This window comes from Entomohabitans teleogrylli, assembly GCF_001484765.1.
Classification (GTDB): Bacteria; Pseudomonadota; Gammaproteobacteria; order Enterobacterales; family Enterobacteriaceae; genus Entomohabitans; species Entomohabitans teleogrylli.
In genome coordinates, this window is the sequence record NZ_LLXO01000015.1 from 18,764 (window position 1) to 38,554 (window position 19,791).

General features: G+C 56.8%; 20 protein-coding genes. 6 read left to right on the plus strand and 14 right to left on the minus strand.

Going from position 1 to position 19,791, the window contains the following annotated elements:
* Positions 1 to 5: 5 nt before the first annotated feature.
* The 4 genes from potH to rlmC all read left to right on the plus strand — a co-directional run bounded on the left by potH (position 6) and on the right by rlmC (position 3,534).
* Complete coding sequence (gene potH / locus AQ981_RS17590) at positions 6 to 959, plus strand: putrescine ABC transporter permease PotH (RefSeq protein ID WP_058913055.1); 954 nt, start codon at positions 6 to 8, stop codon at positions 957 to 959.
* Entirely contained in the window at positions 956 to 1,801 is an 846-nt protein-coding gene (potI, locus tag AQ981_RS17595) for a putrescine ABC transporter permease PotI (protein ID WP_058913056.1), read from the plus strand. The genes potH and potI overlap by 4 nt, the downstream gene beginning before the upstream one ends.
* Positions 1,802 to 1,884: 83 nt before the next feature.
* Complete coding sequence (locus AQ981_RS17600; protein ID WP_058913172.1) at positions 1,885 to 2,358, plus strand: YbjO family protein; 474 nt, start codon at positions 1,885 to 1,887, stop codon at positions 2,356 to 2,358.
* A gap of 48 nt (positions 2,359 to 2,406) precedes the next feature.
* A complete protein-coding gene (gene rlmC, locus AQ981_RS17605; RefSeq protein WP_058913057.1) occupies positions 2,407 to 3,534 on the plus strand; it encodes a 23S rRNA (uracil(747)-C(5))-methyltransferase RlmC in 1,128 nt (375 codons plus the stop codon).
* 68 nt (positions 3,535 to 3,602) lie between these two features.
* Here the strand turns inward: rlmC and artJ are convergent, their stop codons facing one another.
* The 6 genes from artJ to AQ981_RS17635 all read right to left on the minus strand — a co-directional run bounded on the left by artJ (position 3,603) and on the right by AQ981_RS17635 (position 8,180).
* On the minus strand, positions 3,603 to 4,334 hold the full coding sequence (artJ, locus tag AQ981_RS17610; protein WP_058913058.1) for an arginine ABC transporter substrate-binding protein ArtJ: 732 nt from the start codon (positions 4,332 to 4,334) through the stop codon (positions 3,603 to 3,605).
* 161 nt (positions 4,335 to 4,495) lie between these two features.
* Positions 4,496 to 5,164, minus strand: coding sequence for an arginine ABC transporter permease ArtM (gene artM, locus AQ981_RS17615; protein ID WP_058913059.1), 669 nt, complete (start codon positions 5,162 to 5,164; stop codon positions 4,496 to 4,498).
* Positions 5,164 to 5,880 carry an arginine ABC transporter permease ArtQ gene (gene artQ / locus AQ981_RS17620; protein ID WP_058913060.1) on the minus strand — a complete coding sequence of 239 codons (717 nt, stop codon included), beginning with the start codon at positions 5,878 to 5,880 and terminating at the stop codon, positions 5,164 to 5,166. The genes artM and artQ overlap by 1 nt, the downstream gene beginning before the upstream one ends.
* Before the next feature lie 8 nt (positions 5,881 to 5,888).
* Positions 5,889 to 6,620 carry an arginine ABC transporter substrate-binding protein ArtI gene (gene artI, locus AQ981_RS17625; protein ID WP_058913173.1) on the minus strand — a complete coding sequence of 244 codons (732 nt, stop codon included), beginning with the start codon at positions 6,618 to 6,620 and terminating at the stop codon, positions 5,889 to 5,891.
* Positions 6,621 to 6,640: 20 nt separating this feature from the next.
* On the minus strand, positions 6,641 to 7,369 hold the full coding sequence (gene artP, locus AQ981_RS17630) for an arginine ABC transporter ATP-binding protein ArtP (protein WP_058913061.1): 729 nt from the start codon (positions 7,367 to 7,369) through the stop codon (positions 6,641 to 6,643).
* 283 nt (positions 7,370 to 7,652) lie between these two features.
* A complete protein-coding gene (locus AQ981_RS17635) occupies positions 7,653 to 8,180 on the minus strand; it encodes a lipoprotein (RefSeq protein ID WP_058913062.1) in 528 nt (175 codons plus the stop codon).
* A gap of 144 nt (positions 8,181 to 8,324) precedes the next feature.
* Here AQ981_RS17635 and AQ981_RS17640 point away from each other — a divergent pair, with 144 nt between their 5' ends.
* Together AQ981_RS17640 and AQ981_RS17645 are read left to right on the plus strand one after the other, a co-directional pair.
* Positions 8,325 to 8,648, plus strand: a complete 324-nt coding sequence (locus AQ981_RS17640) for a heavy metal-binding domain-containing protein (RefSeq protein ID WP_058913063.1) — start codon at positions 8,325 to 8,327, stop codon at positions 8,646 to 8,648.
* Positions 8,645 to 9,481: an N-acetylmuramoyl-L-alanine amidase gene (locus AQ981_RS17645; RefSeq protein ID WP_058913064.1), complete on the plus strand. Its 837-nt coding sequence runs from the start codon at positions 8,645 to 8,647 to the stop codon at positions 9,479 to 9,481. The genes AQ981_RS17640 and AQ981_RS17645 overlap by 4 nt, the downstream gene beginning before the upstream one ends.
* Before the next feature lie 56 nt (positions 9,482 to 9,537).
* On the opposite strand, the gene AQ981_RS17650 is transcribed toward AQ981_RS17645, so the two are convergent.
* From AQ981_RS17650 to aqpZ, 8 genes are all read right to left on the minus strand, one after another.
* Entirely contained in the window at positions 9,538 to 10,548 is a 1,011-nt protein-coding gene (locus AQ981_RS17650; RefSeq protein WP_058913065.1) for an NAD-dependent epimerase/dehydratase family protein, read from the minus strand.
* A gap of 89 nt (positions 10,549 to 10,637) precedes the next feature.
* Positions 10,638 to 12,104, minus strand: coding sequence for a DUF2867 domain-containing protein (locus AQ981_RS17655; RefSeq protein WP_058913066.1), 1,467 nt, complete (start codon positions 12,102 to 12,104; stop codon positions 10,638 to 10,640).
* Complete coding sequence (gene ltaE, locus AQ981_RS17660) at positions 12,101 to 13,102, minus strand: low-specificity L-threonine aldolase (RefSeq protein WP_058913067.1); 1,002 nt, start codon at positions 13,100 to 13,102, stop codon at positions 12,101 to 12,103. The genes AQ981_RS17655 and ltaE overlap by 4 nt, the downstream gene beginning before the upstream one ends.
* Positions 13,103 to 13,203: 101 nt before the next feature.
* A complete protein-coding gene (gene poxB / locus AQ981_RS17665; RefSeq protein WP_058913068.1) occupies positions 13,204 to 14,922 on the minus strand; it encodes a ubiquinone-dependent pyruvate dehydrogenase in 1,719 nt (572 codons plus the stop codon).
* A gap of 364 nt (positions 14,923 to 15,286) precedes the next feature.
* Entirely contained in the window at positions 15,287 to 16,255 is a 969-nt protein-coding gene (gene hcr / locus AQ981_RS17670; protein ID WP_058913069.1) for an NADH oxidoreductase, read from the minus strand.
* 11 nt (positions 16,256 to 16,266) lie between these two features.
* Positions 16,267 to 17,919: a hydroxylamine reductase gene (hcp, locus tag AQ981_RS17675; protein WP_058913174.1), complete on the minus strand. Its 1,653-nt coding sequence runs from the start codon at positions 17,917 to 17,919 to the stop codon at positions 16,267 to 16,269.
* A 142-nt stretch (positions 17,920 to 18,061) separates the two neighbouring features.
* Positions 18,062 to 18,961 carry a LysO family transporter gene (locus AQ981_RS17680; protein ID WP_058913070.1) on the minus strand — a complete coding sequence of 300 codons (900 nt, stop codon included), beginning with the start codon at positions 18,959 to 18,961 and terminating at the stop codon, positions 18,062 to 18,064.
* A 132-nt stretch (positions 18,962 to 19,093) separates the two neighbouring features.
* On the minus strand, positions 19,094 to 19,789 hold the full coding sequence (aqpZ, locus tag AQ981_RS17685; protein WP_058913071.1) for an aquaporin Z: 696 nt from the start codon (positions 19,787 to 19,789) through the stop codon (positions 19,094 to 19,096).
* Positions 19,790 to 19,791: the final 2 nt, after the last annotated feature.

Here is a 19,791-nt window from a genome sequence, read left to right on the forward strand (position 1 = left end):
AAGAGATGAGCGTTTTATCTGAACGACCGCCGGGCACTGCGGCGGCGCAACGCCCCGGCTGGCTGGCGCGGATATGGGTGGCTCACGGGCGCAAGCTGGTGATTGCCCTGCCGTACCTGTGGTTGATTCTGTTGTTTATGGTGCCGTTTCTGATTGTCTTCAAAATCAGCCTGGCTGAAATAGCCCGCGCCATCCCGCCTTATACCGACCTTCTGGCCTGGGCGGACGGGCAGCTTTCCATCACCCTGAACTTTGGTAATTTCCTGCAACTGACCGACGATCCGCTATATGTGGAGGCTTATCTACAATCGCTGGAGGTGGCGGCTATTTCGACCCTGTGCTGTCTGCTGCTCGGCTACCCGCTGGCCTGGGCGGTGGCCCACAGTCACTCGTCGACCCGCAATATTTTGCTGTTGCTGGTGATTCTGCCGTCATGGACCTCGTTCCTGATCCGGGTTTATGCGTGGATGGGGATCCTGAAAGAAAACGGCGTGCTGAATAACGTACTGCTGTGGCTGGGGGTTATCGATCAGCCGCTGGCTATTCTGCACACCAATCTGGCGGTGTACATCGGCATCGTGTATGCCTATCTGCCGTTTATGGTGCTGCCTGTCTATACCGCGCTGACGCGTATTGATTACTCGCTGGTGGAAGCGGCGCTGGATCTCGGCGCCCGGCCGCTGAAGACCTTCTTTACCATTATTGTCCCGCTGACCAAAGGCGGCATTATCGCCGGGTCGATGCTGGTATTTATTCCGGCGGTCGGCGAGTTTGTGATTCCGGAACTGCTTGGCGGGCCGGACAGCATCATGATTGGCCGGGTACTGTGGCAGGAATTCTTCAATAACCGCGACTGGCCGGTGGCCTCGACGGTGGCGATTGTTATGTTGTTGCTGTTGATTGTGCCGATCATGTGGTTCCACAAGCATCAGAACAAAGCGGCGGAGGGACATGTATGAATAATTTACCGGTCGTGCGCTCGCCGTGGCGCAGGGTGATTTTGCTGATCGGATTCACGTTTCTCTATGCGCCGATGCTGATGCTGGTGATTTACTCGTTCAACAGCTCCCGGCTGGTAACGGTGTGGGCCGGCTGGTCTACCCGTTGGTACGGCGAGCTGTTCCGGGATTCGGCGATGATGAGCGCTGTGGGGTTGAGTCTGACCATCGCCGCCTGCGCCGCGACGGCGGCGGTGATCCTCGGCACGCTTGCCGCGGTGGTGATGGTGCGCTTTGGCCGCTTTCGCGGCGCCAACGGTTTCGCTTTTATGCTGACCGCGCCGCTGGTTATGCCGGACGTGATAACCGGTTTGTCGCTGCTGCTGCTGTTTGTCGCCCTCGGGCAGGCCATTGGCTGGCCCAGCGAGCGGGGAATGCTCACTATCTGGCTGGCCCATGTCACTTTCTGTACCGCCTATGTGGCGGTGGTGATCAGCGCTCGCCTGCGCGAACTGGATCGTTCGATTGAAGAGGCGGCGATGGATCTGGGCGCCACGCCGCTGAAAGTGTTCTTCGTCATTACGCTGCCGATGATCTCTCCGGCGGTACTTTCCGGTTGGCTGCTGGCGTTTACACTGTCGCTGGATGACCTGGTGATCGCCAGTTTTGTCTCCGGGCCGGGGGCCACCACACTGCCGATGCTGGTGTTCTCCAGCGTGCGCATGGGGGTTAATCCGGAAATCAACGCCCTGGCGTCGATCATCCTTGGCGTGGTGGGTATCATCGGTTTGATTGCCTGGTATCTGATGGCGCGTACAGAAAAACAGCGGTTGCGAGATATTCAACGCGCCAGACGTGGTTGAATGACGCAATAAAGCATAAAATTGGGCAGAGATTACCCGGCGCCGTATGAGTGGCGGCGCCGCTTCGTAAGGAATACGAGGTGCTGGATATTATCCGTAAACGTTCTGCTTCTCATGCCCGACTGAACACGCCAACGCTGGTGACGATAGCGGCGATTGCTATCGTTACGGTTCGCTGCGTGGATTTGCTGATGCTGTTTAACACGCTGGGGCCGTCGGGGATCCTCGATTTCATTCAGCGCAGTATCCAGACCTGGGCGCTGACGCTGATTTTCTTCGCCAGTCTGGTGATGCTGTGCGTCGAAGTACGCTGCGCTTTTGTGATTGTGCGCGGGCGTAACTGGGGGCGCTGGGTCTTTTTGCTCACCCAGGTCATTTCCGGCGTTTATCTGTGGCTGGCATCGCTGGGCTGGGGCTATCCCGAGCTGTTCAGTATTGCCGGTGAAACCAGTCAGGAAATTCTGCATTCGCTGATGGTCCAGAAATTGCCGGATCTGCTGATTTTATTTTTACTTTTTGTTCCCGCCTCCAGCCGGCGCTTTTTTCGGCTGCAGTAAACGCGCAGAGTGGTACAATCTGCCGCCTTCATCTTTCAGGGTTTTGTTATGCAATGCGCGCTCTATGACGCTGACCGCTGTCGCTCCTGCCAGTGGATTGAACTGTCTGTTGATCAACAGATAGCGAAAAAAATGGCCGATTTACGCCAGCTACTGGCGGATTCGCCGCCTGAATGCTGGCTGCCGCCGGTGAGCGGGCCGGAGCGTGGGTTTCGCAATAAAGCCAAAATGGTGGTCAGCGGCAGCGTGGAACGACCGCTGCTCGGCATGTTGAAGCGCGATGGCAGCGCCGAGGATTTAACCGACTGCCCGCTGTATCCGCCTTCGTTTCTGCCGGTGTTTACGGTGCTGAAAGCGTTTATTCCCCGCGCCGGTCTGACGCCGTACAACGTAGCGCGCCGGCGCGGCGAACTGAAATATTTGCTGCTGACCGAGAGCCGCTACGATGGCGCAATGATGTTGCGCTTTGTCCTGCAGTCGACCAGCAAACTGGAACAGTTGCGCACGGCGCTGCCGTGGTTGCAGGCGCAACTGCCGCAACTGAAGGTGATCTCGGTAAATATTCAGCCAGTACATATGGCCATCATGGAAGGGCCGCAGGAGATTTGGCTCACGGAGCAGAGCGCGCTGGCGGAGCGGTTTAACGATGTGCCGCTGTGGATTCGTCCGCAAAGCTTTTTCCAGACCAACCCCGCGGTAGCGAGCGCGCTGTACGCCGCCGCCCGCGATTGGGTACGTGAATTGCCGGTCACTCATATGTGGGATCTGTTCTGCGGCGTGGGCGGGTTTGGACTGCACTGCGCCACCCCGGAAATGCAATTAACCGGTATTGAGATAGCTCCGGAGGCGATTGCCTGCGCCCGCCAGTCGGCCCGGGAACTGGGACTGACCCGGCTGGCGTTTCAGGCGCTGGATTCCACGCAATTCGCCACCGGGCAACAGCAGGTGCCGGAGCTGGTGCTGGTCAATCCGCCGCGGCGCGGTATTGGCCAGGCGCTGTGCGAATATCTGAACGCGATGGCGCCGCAGTATATTATTTATTCCAGCTGTAACGCCCGGACAATGGCCCAGGATATCGCGCTGTTGACTGGCTATCGGCTGGTGCGGGCGCAGCTTTTCGATATGTTCCCGCATACCGCGCACTATGAAGTGCTGAGCCTGTTACAGCGTAATTAATTGATCGGTACACGGAACAGAAAAGAGACCGCAGACGGTCTCTTATTCTGACCGGGTTAACGGGGAAATTACTCCGGGAACCACTTATCACTGATTTTCTGGTAAGTACCGTCGGCTTTGATCGCCGCCAGCGCGTCATTAAGCTTTTTCAGCAGGGGCTGGTTATCCTGACGTACCGCAATACCCAGACCGGTGCCAAAGTATTCCGGGTCGGTGACCTTCGGGGTTGCCGCGCCCAGTTGGGGATTGGTCTTCAGCCACTCGTTCACCACCGCCGTATCGCCGAACACGCCGTCAATACGCCCGTTTTTCAGGTCGATAAACGCATTCTGGTAACTGTCATAAGAGACGGTTTTCACTTCCGGGTGCTTATCCTGCAGGTATTTCTGGTGCGTGGTACCGTTTTCCATGCCGATACGCTTGCCTTTCAGATCCTCAAATGACTTGTAGGTCTCTTTTTTGGCAATCACCAGCGCCGAGTTAGCGTAGTAGGGATCGGTAAACGCCACCTGCTTACTGCGCTCCGGGGTAATGTCCATACCGGAAATCACTGCATCATATTTGCGGAATTTGAGGGTTGGGATCAGGCTATCGAAAGCCTGGTTGGTGAAAGTACATTCCGCCTGCATCTGTTTGCATAACGCTTTCGCCAGATCGATATCAAACCCGACAATCTGGTTGCTGGCATCCAGTGATTCAAACGGCGGGTAGGTTGCGGAGGAACCAAAGCTGATTTTGTCGGCGGCATTAGCGCTGAATGCGCCGGCGGCGAGCAGCGCGGCCAAAAGTAATTTCTTCATTATCAAACTCCCGTCTGTCAATTTTTTGTGCTGATTAGCCGCATCCCGGCGTGGTTAACACCATGCCTTAAAATGAATTTATATTCAATATATCGGTATATTTATTTTATTTTGGCAATAAAAAAAGCGCACCGTGGCGCGCCTTTTTACATCGTCAAATCTCAGTTACGGCGTTCGAAAACCAGCGCCCGACGCTCAAGCAGGCGCATCAGCAGCGTCAGTAAACCATTGACGATAAGGTAAATAATCCCGGCGGCGCCGAAAGCCATCACGTCATAGGTGCGGCCATACAACAACTGGCTGTAGCCCATCACTTCCATCAGGGTGATGGTATAAGCCAGTGAGGTGCTTTTGAATACCAGTACCACTTCGTTGGAGTAAGACGACAGGGCGCGCTTAAATGCATACGGCAACATAATCGCCAGAGTGTCTTTGCGGCTCATTCCCAACGCGCTGCACGATTGCCACTGCCCGGCCGGAATGGCGCGCATGGCGCCATAGAACAGTTGAGTAGTATATGCGGCGCTGTTCAGGGACAGTGCAATCAGCGCGCACAGCCACGGCTCAGACAGCAGGTGCCAGATCGCCGGGTAATGCTGCAGCGACGGGAACTGCCCGGGCCCGTAGTAGATCAGGAAGATCTGCACCAGCAGCGGGGTACCGGTAAACAGTGTGATATATCCACGCACCAGAAGATTCAGCACCGGTGTTTTCAGCGTCAGGACGATGGTGAACAACACCGCCAGCACCAGCGCGACGGCGATGGAGGCGGCGGTCAGCGTCAGACTGGTATGCAGGCCTTTGAGCAGCTCCGGTAAGTAATCGAGCATCAGTCGGCACTCCTTTCAAAACGCGTAGCGCGCAAATCAATACGCTTCAGGATGTACTGACTGATGAGGGTAATCACCAGATAGATAGCCGCTGCCACGATATACCAGGTAAAAGGCTCCTGGGTTCGGGTAGCGATACTCTTGGTCTGCAACATCAGATCGTTAACGCTGATCAGCGACACCAGCGCGGTATCCTTAAGCAGTACCAGCCACTGGTTACCCAGGCCTGGCAGGGCATGGCGCCACATCTGCGGCATTACCAGCCGGAAAAAAATCGCGCTTTTTGACAGTCCCAGCGCCTGGCCGGACTCCCACTGGCCGACCGGTACCGCTTTCAGGGCGCCGCGCAGGGTCTGTGAGGCGTAAGCGGCGTACAGCAGCGACAGTGCAATCACCCCGCACATAAACGGGCTAACGTCGAAATTTTCGATTGGAATCTGTACCGGGATCTCGACGATGCCGAGGTTAAGGGTAAAGCCGTCCGAAAGCGTCAGCAGCAACTGCGAGGCGCCGAAATAGATAAACAGGACGACAAGGATCTCCGGCAGGCCGCGCAGCAGCGTCACAATCACCGAGGCCAGCCAGGCGACCGGTTTCCACTTCGCGGATTCCCAGACGGCGAACAGCATCGCCAGCACCAGGCCGATGATCAACGAGCAAACGGCAAGGCCGACGGTCATCCCGGCGGCGCTTGCTAAAGGAAAAAATTCGTTCATTCAGGAAATTACTTCTGGAACCATTTATCGTAGATGGTCTGGTAGGTACCGTCTTGCTTAACCTTTTCCAGCGCGGCGTTGAATTTCTGCTGCAGCTCGGTGTTGCCCTGACGTACCGCAATACCCAGACCGGTGCCGAAATAGTCTTTATCGGTAACTTTATCGCCCACGGCGCTCAGCGCCGGATTGGTTTTCAGCCATTCCGTTACCACCGCGGTGTCGCCGAATACGCCGTCAATACGTCCGTTTTGCAGATCCAGACGCGCATTCTGGTAGCTGTCATAAGGCACCATGGTGATTTCCGGATATTTATCGGTGATGAATTTCTGGTGCGTGGTGCCATTCTGTACGCCGACTTTTTTACCCTTTAACTGGTCAATGCTGGCGTATTTGTCTTTCTGGCTGACAAACAGCGCCGAGTTGTCATAGTAAGGCGTGGTGAACAGAACCTGCTTTTCACGCTCCGGAGTGATATCCATACCGGCCATAACGGCATCAAAACGGCGGAATTTCAGGCTCGGGATCAGGCTGTCGAAAGCCTGATTGGTAAAAGTACAGGTGGCATCGATCTCTTTACACAGGGCATTGGCCAGATCGACATCAAACCCCACGATATTATTACTGGCGTCGATAGACTCAAATGGCGGGTAGGACGCTTCAGTGGCGAAACGAATTGTTTGTGCGGCCGTGGCGGAAAGGCTCAGGCTGGCTAACAGCGCGGCAAGCAGTACTTTTTTCATCGTCATATTCCCGATCAACATCAGTGAGATAAATAGAATTTAAACGCGTCGGTCTGCGGCTGGGCGAAACAGCTGGCATCTCCCTGCTCAACAATATGACCGTTTTCCATATACACCACGCGGCTGGCTGTTTTACGCGCCACTTCAACCTCGTGGGTGACAATCACCTGGGTAATCCCGGTTTCCGCCAGTTCGTGAATGATACTCACAATCTGGGCGGTAATTTCCGGATCCAGCGCGGCGGTAGGTTCATCAAATAACAGCACCTGAGGCTCCATCATTAGCGCCCGGGCGATGGCCACGCGCTGTTGCTGGCCGCCGGAAAGATGCAGCGGATACCTTTGCGCATACGGGGTCAGACGCAGGCGTTCGAGCAGTTTTCCCGCCCGCTCCCGGGCCTGTTCTTTACTCAACCCCAGTACCCGGCACGGCGCTTCAATCAGGTTTTGCAGTACCGTGAGGTGCGGCCACAGATTGTATTGCTGGAACACCATGCCGACATTCTGGCGCAGTTCGCGGATGGCCTTATCGCCAGGCGCTTTGGTGAAGTCAAAGTGATTGCCTGCAATATTAAGCGTACCGGAACGCGGCATTTCCAGCAGATTGAGCACGCGCAGCAGAGAGCTCTTGCCTGCGCCGCTGGGACCCAGCAGCACCAGCGTTTCGCCCTGGGGGCAACTCAGTGTGATGTCGAACAGCGCCTGATGGGCGCCGTAAAAGCAGTTAATGCCGTTTAGTTGAATACTCATGCGCAGCAGTTGAATAGCAATTGAGACCGCAAATAGTACCGTTGACAGAATAGTTATGCAATATTTGTGGGTTAAAACTTAAAAACTACTGACCACAGGCTTTAAAATTAGCACAAAATACCAGGGCAGGGGGGAGCTAAGAATAAAAGTCGGCATTCATAACAAATGCCAGACTATTTACGGGAGAAATTAGATACCGGCAAGCTGACTGTTATCACAGCTTGCCAGTTAACTTTATGAAGAACAGGCGCTTCGCAAGCGCGCTGGTCCTTGCGTCCATCCGTCAGCGGCGTTCCAGAGACTGGCGCAGGCTACCAGCGACACCCTGAGCGCCAGCGCCCAGATAGCGCACATCATCCACCGCCCAGCACTGGCCTTCGCGTACCATCAGCACTTCATCCTGCCAGGACTTTGAGCCTTTGTTGAGGTTGACGCGTAGCGGAATATTGCGTGCGTCCGTATTGGGGATGGTGGAGGCGCTGGCGACATCGGCTTTATCCACGCCGCCGGTATAGCTGGCGAAAATATCGCTGGCGCGCGCGGCGTTTTGCGTTGCGCTGTCGCGGCCGGCGTCCTGCAGCACCTGCCACAGACTGTCGCTCAGCCAGGGGCGCAGGGCGCTGAAATCGGTAATCCCTTCGCCCGGATGAGCGATACGGTAGTCATAGAATTGCTGTGCCACGGCGTCCGGACCGCCTTCTGCACAGGGACCTGACCGGGAGCCAATATCCTTATAGGCCGGCGTGACCGTTGTACAGGCGCTTAACAGCAGTGAACAGGGAAGCAGTACAGCCAGAACTGAGCGACGCATAGTGATTTCCTTATATGTTTGTCTCAGGATAGATAAAGGCGTGAGTTTAATTTTCACAGTCTAAGCTTTAGCATAGCGTATCGCCACTGAATTGCGTGTCGGCCCCCGGGCTAACGCATTGATTGCCAATGAAAGGAGAAAAATATGCAATTTTCCACCACGCCCACTCTGGAAGGGCAGGTCATTGTAGAATACTGCGGTGTGGTCACCGGTGAAGCCATTCTTGGCGCCAATATTTTCCGCGATTTTTTCGCCAGTGTGCGCGACATTGTCGGCGGACGTTCCGGCGCCTATGAGAAAGAGTTGCGTAAAGCGCGGGAAATAGCCTTTAGCGAACTGCAGGAACAGGCGGAAGAGCTGGGGGCCGATGCTGTGGTGGGCATTGATATCGATTATGAAACCGTGGGGAAAGAGAGCAGCATGCTGATGGTGAGCATTACCGGTACGGCGGTGAAAACCCGTCGATGAGTAAAGGTTGCTGGTGGACGATACCGCTACTGGCGGCGCTGCTGAGCGGCTGTGCCGGCAATACAGGGATTGAGGATCGCGGCGCTTACAAAGTGGATGTGCGCCATCAGGCGCCAGCCGCGTATTCACGGGTAAAAGTGCTGGTCATCCACTATACCGCCGGGGATTTTGACACTTCGTTGGCTACTCTGACCGGGCATGACGTCAGCGCGCATTATTTGATTCCCGCAGTGCCGCCGCAGTCCGGCGCTAAACCGGTTATCTGGCAACTGGTTCCTGAAGAAAAGCTGGCCTGGCACGCCGGAATCAGCTTCTGGCGCGGGGCGACGCGCATCAACGATACCTCTGTCGGCGTTGAACTGGAAAATGACGGCTGGCGACTGGCGGCAGGGAAGAAGCAGTTTGCGCCATTTCAGCCGGCGCAGATAGCGGCGCTGGAAAAGCTGGCGCGATCGATTATCGAGCGTTATCAAATCAAACCGTGGAATGTCGTGGCGCATGCCGACATTGCGCCCCAGCGCAAGGACGATCCCGGTCCGCTGTTCCCCTGGCGGCAACTGGCGCAACAGGGTATTGGCGCGTGGCCGGAGGCCGGGCGGGTCAATTTTTACCTGTTCGGGCGTCCGGGCTGGCAGCCAGTCGATCGTCTGTCGCTACTGGATCTGCTGTCCCGTTATGGTTATGAAGTCGCCCCGGAAATGACGCCGCAACAGCAGCAGAGAGTCATTGCCGCCTTCCAGATGCATTTTCGCCCCGCGCGCTATGATGGCGTGGCGGATGCCGAGACTGAAGCTATCGCCCGGGCGCTGCTGGAAAAGTATGGCCAGGGGTGATGTTGGCAGTGCGCTGTGCAGGCGCGCTTTAGCCGCGCCCTGGCGTCGATGGCCGATTAACGCAGCGTACCGTGATCGCGCAGCCAGTCGGCGGTGCGGGTAATGCCTTCCTCAAGCGAGACGATCGGCTGGTAACCCAGTTCAGCCTGGGCGCGGCTGGTGTCGAGGGTAAGATCGAAATTGAGCTTAGAAACGCCGTAGTGGGTTAATACCGGTTCCCTGGCGTTTTTATTGCCGAAATGCTCCATACTGCGTGCAATCATATCCAGCATGGCGTACGGCACCGGGCGTATCCTGCAGGGGATCCCCAGCGCGTCGATCAGTTGTTGCACAATGGCGCGCAGCGGGCGCGGGGCCATATTGGTAATATTGTAGGCCCGCCCGGAGGGCAATTTGTCGCACTGCGCTGAGCTGGCCAGCCACATCGCATGCACCGCGTTTTCCTGATAGGTCATATCCACCAGCGCCTCGCCGCCGCGCGGCAGCAGGATACTGCCGTAGTGGCGCATCATCTGGACCAGGCGGGGAAAAAAGACTTTATCGTGGGGGCCGAACAAACTTTGCGGACGCAGAATAGTGAAGCGGGTATGCGGGTTGGCCTGGGCGAGTAACTGAATGACCTCTTCCGCCGCGGCTTTACTACGGGCAAATTCATTAGCGAAGCGTATCGGGCGGAAATCTTCCTGAATATTGCGATGGTGGTGGTAGTCGAAATAGAGCGAGGGCGAGGAGATATGGATGAAATTGCGCACTCCCCAGGCGACGGCCCACTCGCCGAGGCGACGAGTAGCGCGCACGTTGGCCAGATCGAACGCTTGCTGGGTTCCCCACGGCGATGTGAAACTGGAGCAGTGCCAGAGCGTATCTACGCCCGCCAGCATCATCTTTGCCTGGGAGGAGACCAGTTCGGTCAGGTCGGCATGGATAAATTCGGCGCCCATTTTCTGCAGCAGTTTGCCCATGGCCTCGTTGCGCCCGGTCGCCCGCACGCTGATGCCATTACGCCGTAAATATTCAACCGCGTTGCGGCCCAGCCCGCTGGTAGCGCCGGTGACCAGTACCTTCATGTCCACTCACTGTGTTAATGACCTCGTGCTGCGCATTCTTTCGCGATTTCACCGCGTATGCAATGGGAATAACCAGACAATCGGCTCTGTTAGCCATGTTTGTGCGCTGATTGTTCGGCCATTGTGATAATTTTGCGCGCCATGCCGCGAAAAATGAATAAATGCGCCGGGATCATCACCAGCCAGTACATCAGCCCCGGCGTTCCGTGCGGATGCCACCAGGCCCGGACATCCAGCGTGCGTCGGGAACTCGTGTCTTTAATGGTGAACGACAGTCGACCCAGCCCGGGAGCCTTCATCCCGAACAGCAACGTCAGCTCTTTTTCCGGCTCAGCGACAATCACTTTCCAGCTATCAACCAGATCGCCGACCCGCAGTAAGGGATGGGCGGGGCGCCCTTTGCGTAGCCGGTGGCCTACCAGACGATCCATTGAGGCGCGGATAGACCACAGAATATTGGCGAAAAAATAGCCCTCTTTGCCGCCGAGACGATTAACGACCTTCCAGAGATCGGCGCAGGACGCCTGGGTCTCAAGCGTGCAGCCTGCCTGTTTGGGATAGTATCCGTACTCCGGTCGCCAGCGGGCGTGGGCCTGCGCGTCATAGCCCCAGTCCTGGGAGTTCGCCAGATGGCGCTCTTCTTCAAGAGTCTGACGTACAGCGTCATCAAAGCCAATCAGCGTTTGGGGAATCAGGGCTCTGAGTGTCGCGTCATCGGCCAGCAGATCGTGTTTCAGCCCCTGAATCAGCGCCCGTGCGACCTCCGGAGGAACGGAGGTAATGGTGTTCAGAAACCACACCGAGACCCAACGGGTGGGGAAGGGGACTGGAATCAGAGGACGGTGGCGGCCGCTGATGGTCATAAAATGTTCAAACTGCTGCTGGTAACTGAGCACTTCCGGCCCGGCGGCCTCAAACACCCGATGCTCATGCGCCGGATGATCAAGCAAACCCAGCAGATAGATCAGCAGGTTTTCCAGTGCGATCGGGGTGGTGCGAGAGCGTACCCAGCGCGGGGGCGTCAGCACCGGGAGGTTGTAAACCATATCGCGCATGACTTCGAAAGCGGCAGAGCCGGCGCCGACAATAATACCCGCCCGTAGCTCCGTGACCGGGACGCCGGATTCGCGCAGGATATCCGCCGTCAGTTGCCTGGCGCGCAGGTGGGCCGAGGGCCGCTCGCCGCGGGGCGTTTGCAGGGAACTGAGGAAAATGATCTGTTGCACCGGATACTGGCGCAGGGCGCTACACAGATTGCGCGCCGCCTGCTGCTCCCGGGCGACGAAATCATCGCCGTCCCCCATGCTGTGTACCAGGTAGTAAAGGGTATCGGTCTGTTTCAGCAGCGGCATCAGGGTTTCTGGCCGGTGAAGATCGGCATGACGGCAGATGACGCCGGGCCATGGCTGTTTCTCCAGCCAGTCGCTACGGCGCGCGGCGGCGGTGATCTGGTGTCCGGCCTGCGACAGGCGCGGCACCAGGCGCTGGCCGATATAACCGCTGGCGCCGAGCACCAGAATCCGCTGTGGGGATGAGATAACGCGACTCAGGCTCATTGTCTGATAAACGCCTGCCAGCGTTCAATCACCTCTCCCAGCGCCTGACGGGGCGTATCCAGATGGGTAACCAGGCGAGTGACCGGCGCGCTGCTGATTAAAATATTGTGCTGTTTCATGTATTCACCCAGCGGCGCAACCTCTTCCCCGGGGATGCGGACGAACACCATATTGGTGTCCTGGCGGATAACATCGGCGCCTATTTCGCGCAGCGCTTTCGCCAGCCAGGCGGCATTGGCATGATCGTCTTTCAGACGCTGAACGTTATTGTGCAGAGCATACAGTCCGGCGGCGGCCAGAATACCGACCTGGCGCATACCGCCGCCGGCCATTTTCCGCCAGCGCCGGGCGCGCTGAATATACTCCTCATCTCCCAGCAGTAGTGAACCGGCCGGTGCTCCCAGCCCTTTGGACAGGCAGATAGTCAGAGAATCGCAGTACCGGGTGACTTCCTCCAGCGTGCCGCCGTATTCCGTCACGGCGTTAAAGAGACGCGCGCCATCAACGTGCAGTTTCAGACTGCGCTGACGGGTAAATTCCCAGGCCTGTTTCAGATATTCGACGGGCAGCACTTTGCCGTTGAAGGTGTTTTCCAGACTCAGCAATTTAGTACGGGCGAAATGGACATCGTCAGCCTTGATACGGGCGGCGACCTTATCCAGCGGCAGCGAACCATCCGGCGCATTATCAATTGGCTGCGGCTGGATACTGCCGAGTACCGCGGCGCCGCCGGCCTCATACAGGTAGTTATGCGCCAGCTGGCCGACAATGTACTCTTCACCGCGCGCGCAGTGACTCATTAAACCCACCAGATTGGCCTGGGTGCCGGTAGGCAGAAATAGCGCCGCCTGTTTGCCGGCAAGCCGGGCGGCGTAATCCTGCAGGGCGTTCACCGTGGGATCGTCGCCGTACACATCATCGCCGGTCGGGGCGGCCATCATGGCTTCCAGCATCGCGTGGCTGGGGCGGGTAACCGTATCACTGCGTAAGTCGATCATGATTCATCCTGTTCTGCGGGCATCAATATCCATGTTCCCGGCGCAACGGCTCCCGGGAACGGGAATATCCTGCCTTAATTTGGCGTTCCTGGAGATTCTTTTTACCGGAACCAGTTGGTTTTCGCCAGTTCGATCACTTCGTCCCCGCGACCGCTGATGATTGCCCGCAACATATACAGACTAAATCCTTTAGCCTGCTCCAGCTTTATCTGCGGCGGTATTGCCAGTTCTTCTCTGGCGACCACCACGTCGACCAGGGCCGGTCCATCATGGCTGAATGCCTGTTCCAGAGCGCTGTTCAACTCGCTGCCGTTTTCCACCCGCAGTCCTTTAATCCCGCAGGCTTCGGCAATGCGGGCGAAGTTGGTATCGTGTAGCTCTGTGCCGTCCGTCAGATAACCGCCGGCTTTCATCTCCATCGCCACAAAACCCAGTACGCTGTTGTTAAAAACCACGATTTTTATTGGCAACCCTAGCTGGGCGACGGAGAGGAAATCCCCCATCAGCATGCTGAAGCCGCCGTCGCCGCACATGGCGACCACCTGGCGTTCCGGCGCTGTGGCTTTGGCCCCCAGCGCCTGGGGCATGGCATTGGCCATCGAACCATGATTAAAGGAGCCCAACAGCCGCCGTTTACCGTTCATTTTCAGATAACGGGCCGCCCAGACGGTTGGCGTGCCGACATCGCAGGTAAAGATCGCGTCGTCGGCGGCGTAATGGCTGATTTGCCGGGCCAGATATTGGGGATGAATGGTCTTGTCGTCGGCTTTGGCTAAATCGTCGAGGTTACTTCGGGCTTTCCGGTAGTCGTCCAGCGCTTTGTCCAGAAAACGGCGGTCTGATTTTTCTTCCAGCAGCGGCAAGAGCGCCCGGAGCGTACCTTTGATGTCCCCCACCAGCGCCATATCCACCTTGCTGTGTGCGCCAATGCTGGCGGGATTGATATCTATCTGAATAATTCTGGCGTCTGTGGGATAAAACGCCCGATAGGGGAATTGCGTACCAAGCAGGACCAGCGTATCGGCATTCATCATGGTGTGGAAACCGGAAGAAAAACCGATTAACCCGGTCATGCCAACATCGTAGGGGTTGTCATATTCCACATGCTCTTTACCGCGCAGCGCGTGCACTATCGGCGCTTTGAGCGTCGCCGCCAGTTGAACCAGTTCCTCATGGGCGCCGGCGCAGCCGCTGCCGCACATCAGCGCGATATTACTGGCATAGCGCAGTAGCTGCGCCAGTTTTTCCAGTTCAGCCCGCTCTGGAACCACCTGCGGCGCTACCGCCGGATACCAATGGGTAGAGGCGCTTTCCGGCGCGGGCTTCAGGGCGACATCGCCAGGCAGGACAATGACCGATACCCCGCGCCCGAGAATGGCGCTGTGTAGCGCTCTGGCCATGATTTGCGGAATTTGCTCCGGCGTTGAAACCAGCTCACAAAAGTGACTACATTCCCGGAACAGCTCCTGAGGATGAGTCTCCTGGAAGTAACCGCTGCCAATTTCACTGGAAGGGATATGGGCGGCAATGGCCAGCACCGGAACATGGTTGCGATGGCAATCAAACAGCCCGTTGATCAGATGCAGGTTTCCCGGGCCGCAGGAGCCGGCACATACCGCCAGTTCTCCGGTCAGATGGGCTTCAGCGCCGGCGGCAAAGGCCGCCACTTCTTCGTGTCGTGTTGGCATCCAGGCGATGGTGCCCATGCGGTTGAGACTGTCGCTCAGGCCATTAAGCGAATCGCCGGTGACTCCCCAGATACGTTTGATGCCCACTTGTTCCAGGGTTTTCGCGATATATGCGGCTACGGTTTGTTTCATTCATCCTCTCCTTGAAGCCAGGCAAAGACCAGCTTTGAGGATAGTTGATTTCCCCGCCGCACAGCGGCTTAGCAGCCCGATTTGTTAAGGTTCACAGATGATAATAGAAGAAGGGATCGTCGTGATGGATATGGCGTCCTGCCAGCGCGTGCTTCCCATTCGGGACGGGATAAAGACGGGCCCGTTACGGAGCCCGGGAGATTGACGACAAACTTCGTTTCATTGCCGGAGGTGCAGATATCATCAGAATAAAAATAAGGAAAATCAATTTATTGATTTTCGGCTGATAACCGCAAAGCAGGAAAGACCCCGTTTTCCTTCGTTGTCAACAGCCTGACAGGCTCCTTGCGGAGCCTGTGTGGTGTTATGCGACAACCAGATCGCTTTGTGGGTGGCAGGAGCAGGCCAGCACATAACCTTCGGCAATCTCCTGTTCGCTGAGCGTGGCGGTGCTGGTGACCGTGTAATCTCCGCAGACGACTTTGGTTTTGCAACAGCCGCATACCCCGGCGCGACAGGCGGCGTTCACCGGCATCTGATTACTCTCCAGCGCCTCCAGCAGCGTAGAGCCTGGCGGCGTATAGCCTTCACGCAATGGTTGCAGCGTGGAGATTTTCAGACCACTGGCGGCGGGAGCGGCGACCGGAGTGAAGAACTGCTCTTTACAGAAGCGGCTAACGCCCAGGCGGCGTACGGTCTGCTCCACGATTTCCATATATGGCGCCGGTCCACAGGTCATCACCATCCGCTCAGTGAGGTCCGGGACGCTGGCGAGAATCTCCCCGGTCAGCCGTCCGTGGATAAATCCCGAAACGGCGCCCTCTTCAGCGATCAGGGTGACCGGATACTGGCGCCATTCATCGGCAAAAATCACATCCTGCGGTGAACGTACGCTGTAGATAACCTGTACGTTGGCCTGAGGCTGAAACCTTGCCAGCCAGCGGCGCATCGACATAATGGGGGTAATCCCACAGCCAGCCGCCAGCAGCAGATAGCGTTGCGCCGGATGTTCGGTGCAGGTAAATTCCCCCTCGGCGCCGGACAACCAGAGATAATCGCCGCGTTTCACTTCCCTGGTCAGCCATTGCGATCCCGCGCCGTCCTGTATCCGCCGGATTGTCAGTGTGATAAAGGGACTGACGCCGGGGGTGGAGGACAGGGTATAAGCGCGCAGGGTATCACTGCTGTGGCGAATACTGACCAGCGCGTACTGGCCTGCCTGGTAAGGATAAAAGTCATGGCAGAACAGCGACAGCGTCCAGACATCCGGCGTTTCCTGGTGGATGTGATGAACCTGCATACGGTAAGGGCACAGCGGTGTCGGCATGGTCATGGTTGTCCTCCTCAGGCGCTCAGCAGTTGCTGCATATCTTGCTGGACGCTGGTGACCTGGCGCAGACCAAATTTCTCATTAAGAATTGCCAGCAGGTTAGGCGTCAGGAAGCCGGGCGCTGTCGGGCCGGTGACAATATTGGTAACCCCCAGAGAGAGCAGCGTTAACAAAATGACGATCGCCTTTTGCTCAAACCAGGAGAGCACCAGACTGAGCGGCAGATCGTTGACGCCGCAGCCCAGTTTTTCCGCCAGCGTGACCGCCAGAATAATCGCCGAGTAAGCATCGTTGCACTGTCCGGCGTCCACCAGACGCGGCAATCCTTCAATAGCGCCAAAGTCCAGTTTGTTAAAGCGATATTTGCCGCAGGCGAGGGTCAGAATCAGACAATCCTGCGGAACGCTGGTAGCGAAGTCGGTGAAGTAACTGCGTTCGCCGCGGGCGCCGTCACAGCCGCCGACCAGGAAGATATGGCGCAGCTTCTCGCGGCTGACCAGATCGATCAGCGTATCGGCGGCGCCCAGCAGGGTTTGACGGCCAAAGCCAACGGTGATCAGGTGCTCGATTTCGCTGTACGGGAAGCCGGCCAGTTGTTGCGCCTGGGCAATTACCGGGCTGAAATCATCGCCTTCAAGGTGATTTACGCCAGGCCAGCCGACGATGCTGCGCGTCCAGATACGATCGTCATAGGAACCGACGGTAGGATCGATAATACAGTTCGAGGTCATGACAATCGGCCCGGGGAAGCGGGCGAATTCGGTTTGCTGATTCTGCCAGCCGCTGCCGTAGTTGCCGACCAGGTGTTTAAATTTGCGCAACTCCGGGTAGCCGTGGGCCGGCAGCATTTCACCGTGGGTATACACGTTAACGCCGCTGCCTTCGGTTTGTTCCAGCAGGTTGTAGAGATCGAGTAAATCGTGACCGGAGATCAGAATGCATTTTCCGGCGACCGGCTTCACATTGACCTGGGTGGGGGTCGGATGGCCATACTTCCCGGTTTCGCCGGCATCAAGGATACTCATGACCTTAAAGTTCATCTGGCCGATTTCCATCGCGCAGGACAACAGTGCGTTCATGTCGGAGGGCCAGGTGCCCAGCCAGGCCATAATTTTATGGTATTGGCCGTAAATGTCGTTGTCGTACTGGCCGAGAACATGGGCATGTTCCATATAGGCGGCGGCGCCTTTCAGACCGTACAGGCACAACAGGCGCAGGCCGAGAATATCTTCGCCAATCCGGGCTTTATCGCGATTGGGCGTAAAGTCGGCGGCCTGGTGCTGCAATTCCTCCAGGGCGTTGCTGACCAGTTGTAGTTCGGCCATCGGGTTGTCGGGCGCGGCGCCAGGGTCAATGCTCAGACAGCGGGCTTTCAGCGATTCGCGCAGGGCAATAGCATCCCGGGCATAGCCCACAATGCGTGGAGAATCGAAATTAACATTGGTTAAGGTTGAGAAAAAAGCGCGTGGGGCGAAACTGTCGGTATCATGATCGATGATACCCAGCTCACGCGCTTTTTCAGCCCAGGCGGACAGTCCCTGCAGAGCGGCGATGAGCAGGTCCTGAAGATCGGAGGTCTGAGCGGTTTTCCCGCACATTCCCTGTGCCCAGGAGCAGCCGTTGCCTGCAGGGGTACGGATAGTTTGTTCACATTGCACGCAAAACATGATCACACCCTTAAAGTTATATTTAATATGCATGTTTAAGGTTATGTCCGGATGATGGGATGTAAAAGGTATTTTTAATGCAACTTTAAGGTTGTTTGATTTAGCGCAATTTTTGCCGCAGCCAGGCGATGCCTGCGGGTCATCAGGCCGCGAATAGCGCAATCATCAGCGGTACCAGCAAACTCAGGATAAATCCCTGCACGATCGCCGCCGGCACCAGTTCCAGCCCGCCGCTGCGCTGGAGCACCGGCAGAGTGAAATCCATAGAGGTGGCGCCGCACAGGCCAAGAGCCGCCGAACGGCTGCGGCGTACCAGACCCGGAATCAGCATAATTGCCACCAGTTCCCGGGCCAGATCGTTGAAGAATGCGGCACTGCCAATAACCGGGCCATAAGCTTCAGTCATCAGGATCCCGGACAGCGAATACCAGCCAAAGCCTGAGGCCATCGCCAGGCCTGTTTTTAACGGCAGGTCAAGCAGCAGGGCATTGATGGCGCCGCCAACCATGGCGCTGGCCACGACAACCAGCGCGATAAGCGTGCCGCGGCGGTTAAGGATTATCTGCCTGAGAGTCATACTACTGTTACGTAACTGGATACCGATAAGAAACAACAGGAAGATCAGTGTGTATTCACTGGCCTGGGTGGCGTAATGGAACAGTTCTACGCCGGTGAGTCCCAGCAGAAAACCAATCACGACCACACCGCACAGTTTCAGCGATTCCAGCGCCATGGCGATACGTGACGGTAGGGTTTCCTGTTGATGCTGATAACGCCAGGGGCGCCAGCGCTCCAGCAGCAGCAGGGCGCCAAAGTTGCAGCCAAGGATCACCACGACGCTGACGGCGGCGTAATGAAAAATCGCCAGTAAATTACTGGATAGATTATCGAGAAACGCAAGGCTGATGCCCATAAAGAAGAGAATGATATAGACAATCCAGCTCAGCATACGGTTAATCAACCGCAGCAGAGATATCTGCCGCAGCGGGATCAGGTACCCGGCGATCAGTGGGAGCAGTATGATGAGAAGTCCCGAAAACATGACAGGAAAATCCTTGCACAAGAAATATAAAAGGCGCAGGACACACTACCTGTGTCAGGACGGTCAGTAAAGGGGGGATGGTGCGGAGATATAGCAGATATGGAAAGCCCGGCTTTCACCGGGCTGAGGACATTAATCGCGTTTTTCCAGCAGGTTGCGGTAGATAAATCCACCCAGTACACCGCCGATAATCGGCATCACCCAGAACAGCCACAACTGTTGCAGCGCCCAGCCACCCTGGAAGATAGCAACCGCGGTGCTACGCGCCGGGTTAACGGAGGTATTGGTAACCGGGATGCTGATCAGGTGAATCAGCGTCAGCGCCAGGCCAATGGCAATCGGCGCAAAGCCAGCCGGCGCATTTTTGTCGGTGGCGCCATGAATCACCAGCAGGAAACCACAGGTCAGGACGATTTCAATGACGATAGCGGACAGCATGGAGTATTGATTGGGAGAATGCTCCCCATAGCCATTTGAGGCGAAACCGCTGGCGGCCGCGTCAAAGCCGGCTTTACCGCTGGCGATCAGATACAAAACGGCAGCGGCGACAATACCGCCGATCACCTGAGCGACAACGTAGCCGATTACATCTTTGGCCGGGAAGCGACCGCCGGCCCACAGACCGAGAGTCACCGCCGGGTTAAAGTGCCCGCCTGAAATATGCCCCACGGCGTAAGCCATGGTTAAAACGGTTAAACCAAATGCCAGCGCGACACCAGCAAAACCGATCCCGAGTTGCGGGTAGGCTGCTGCAAGCACTGCGCTGCCACAACCGCCAAATACCAGCCAGAACGTTCCAAAAAACTCGGCTGCTAATTTTCTGAACATAA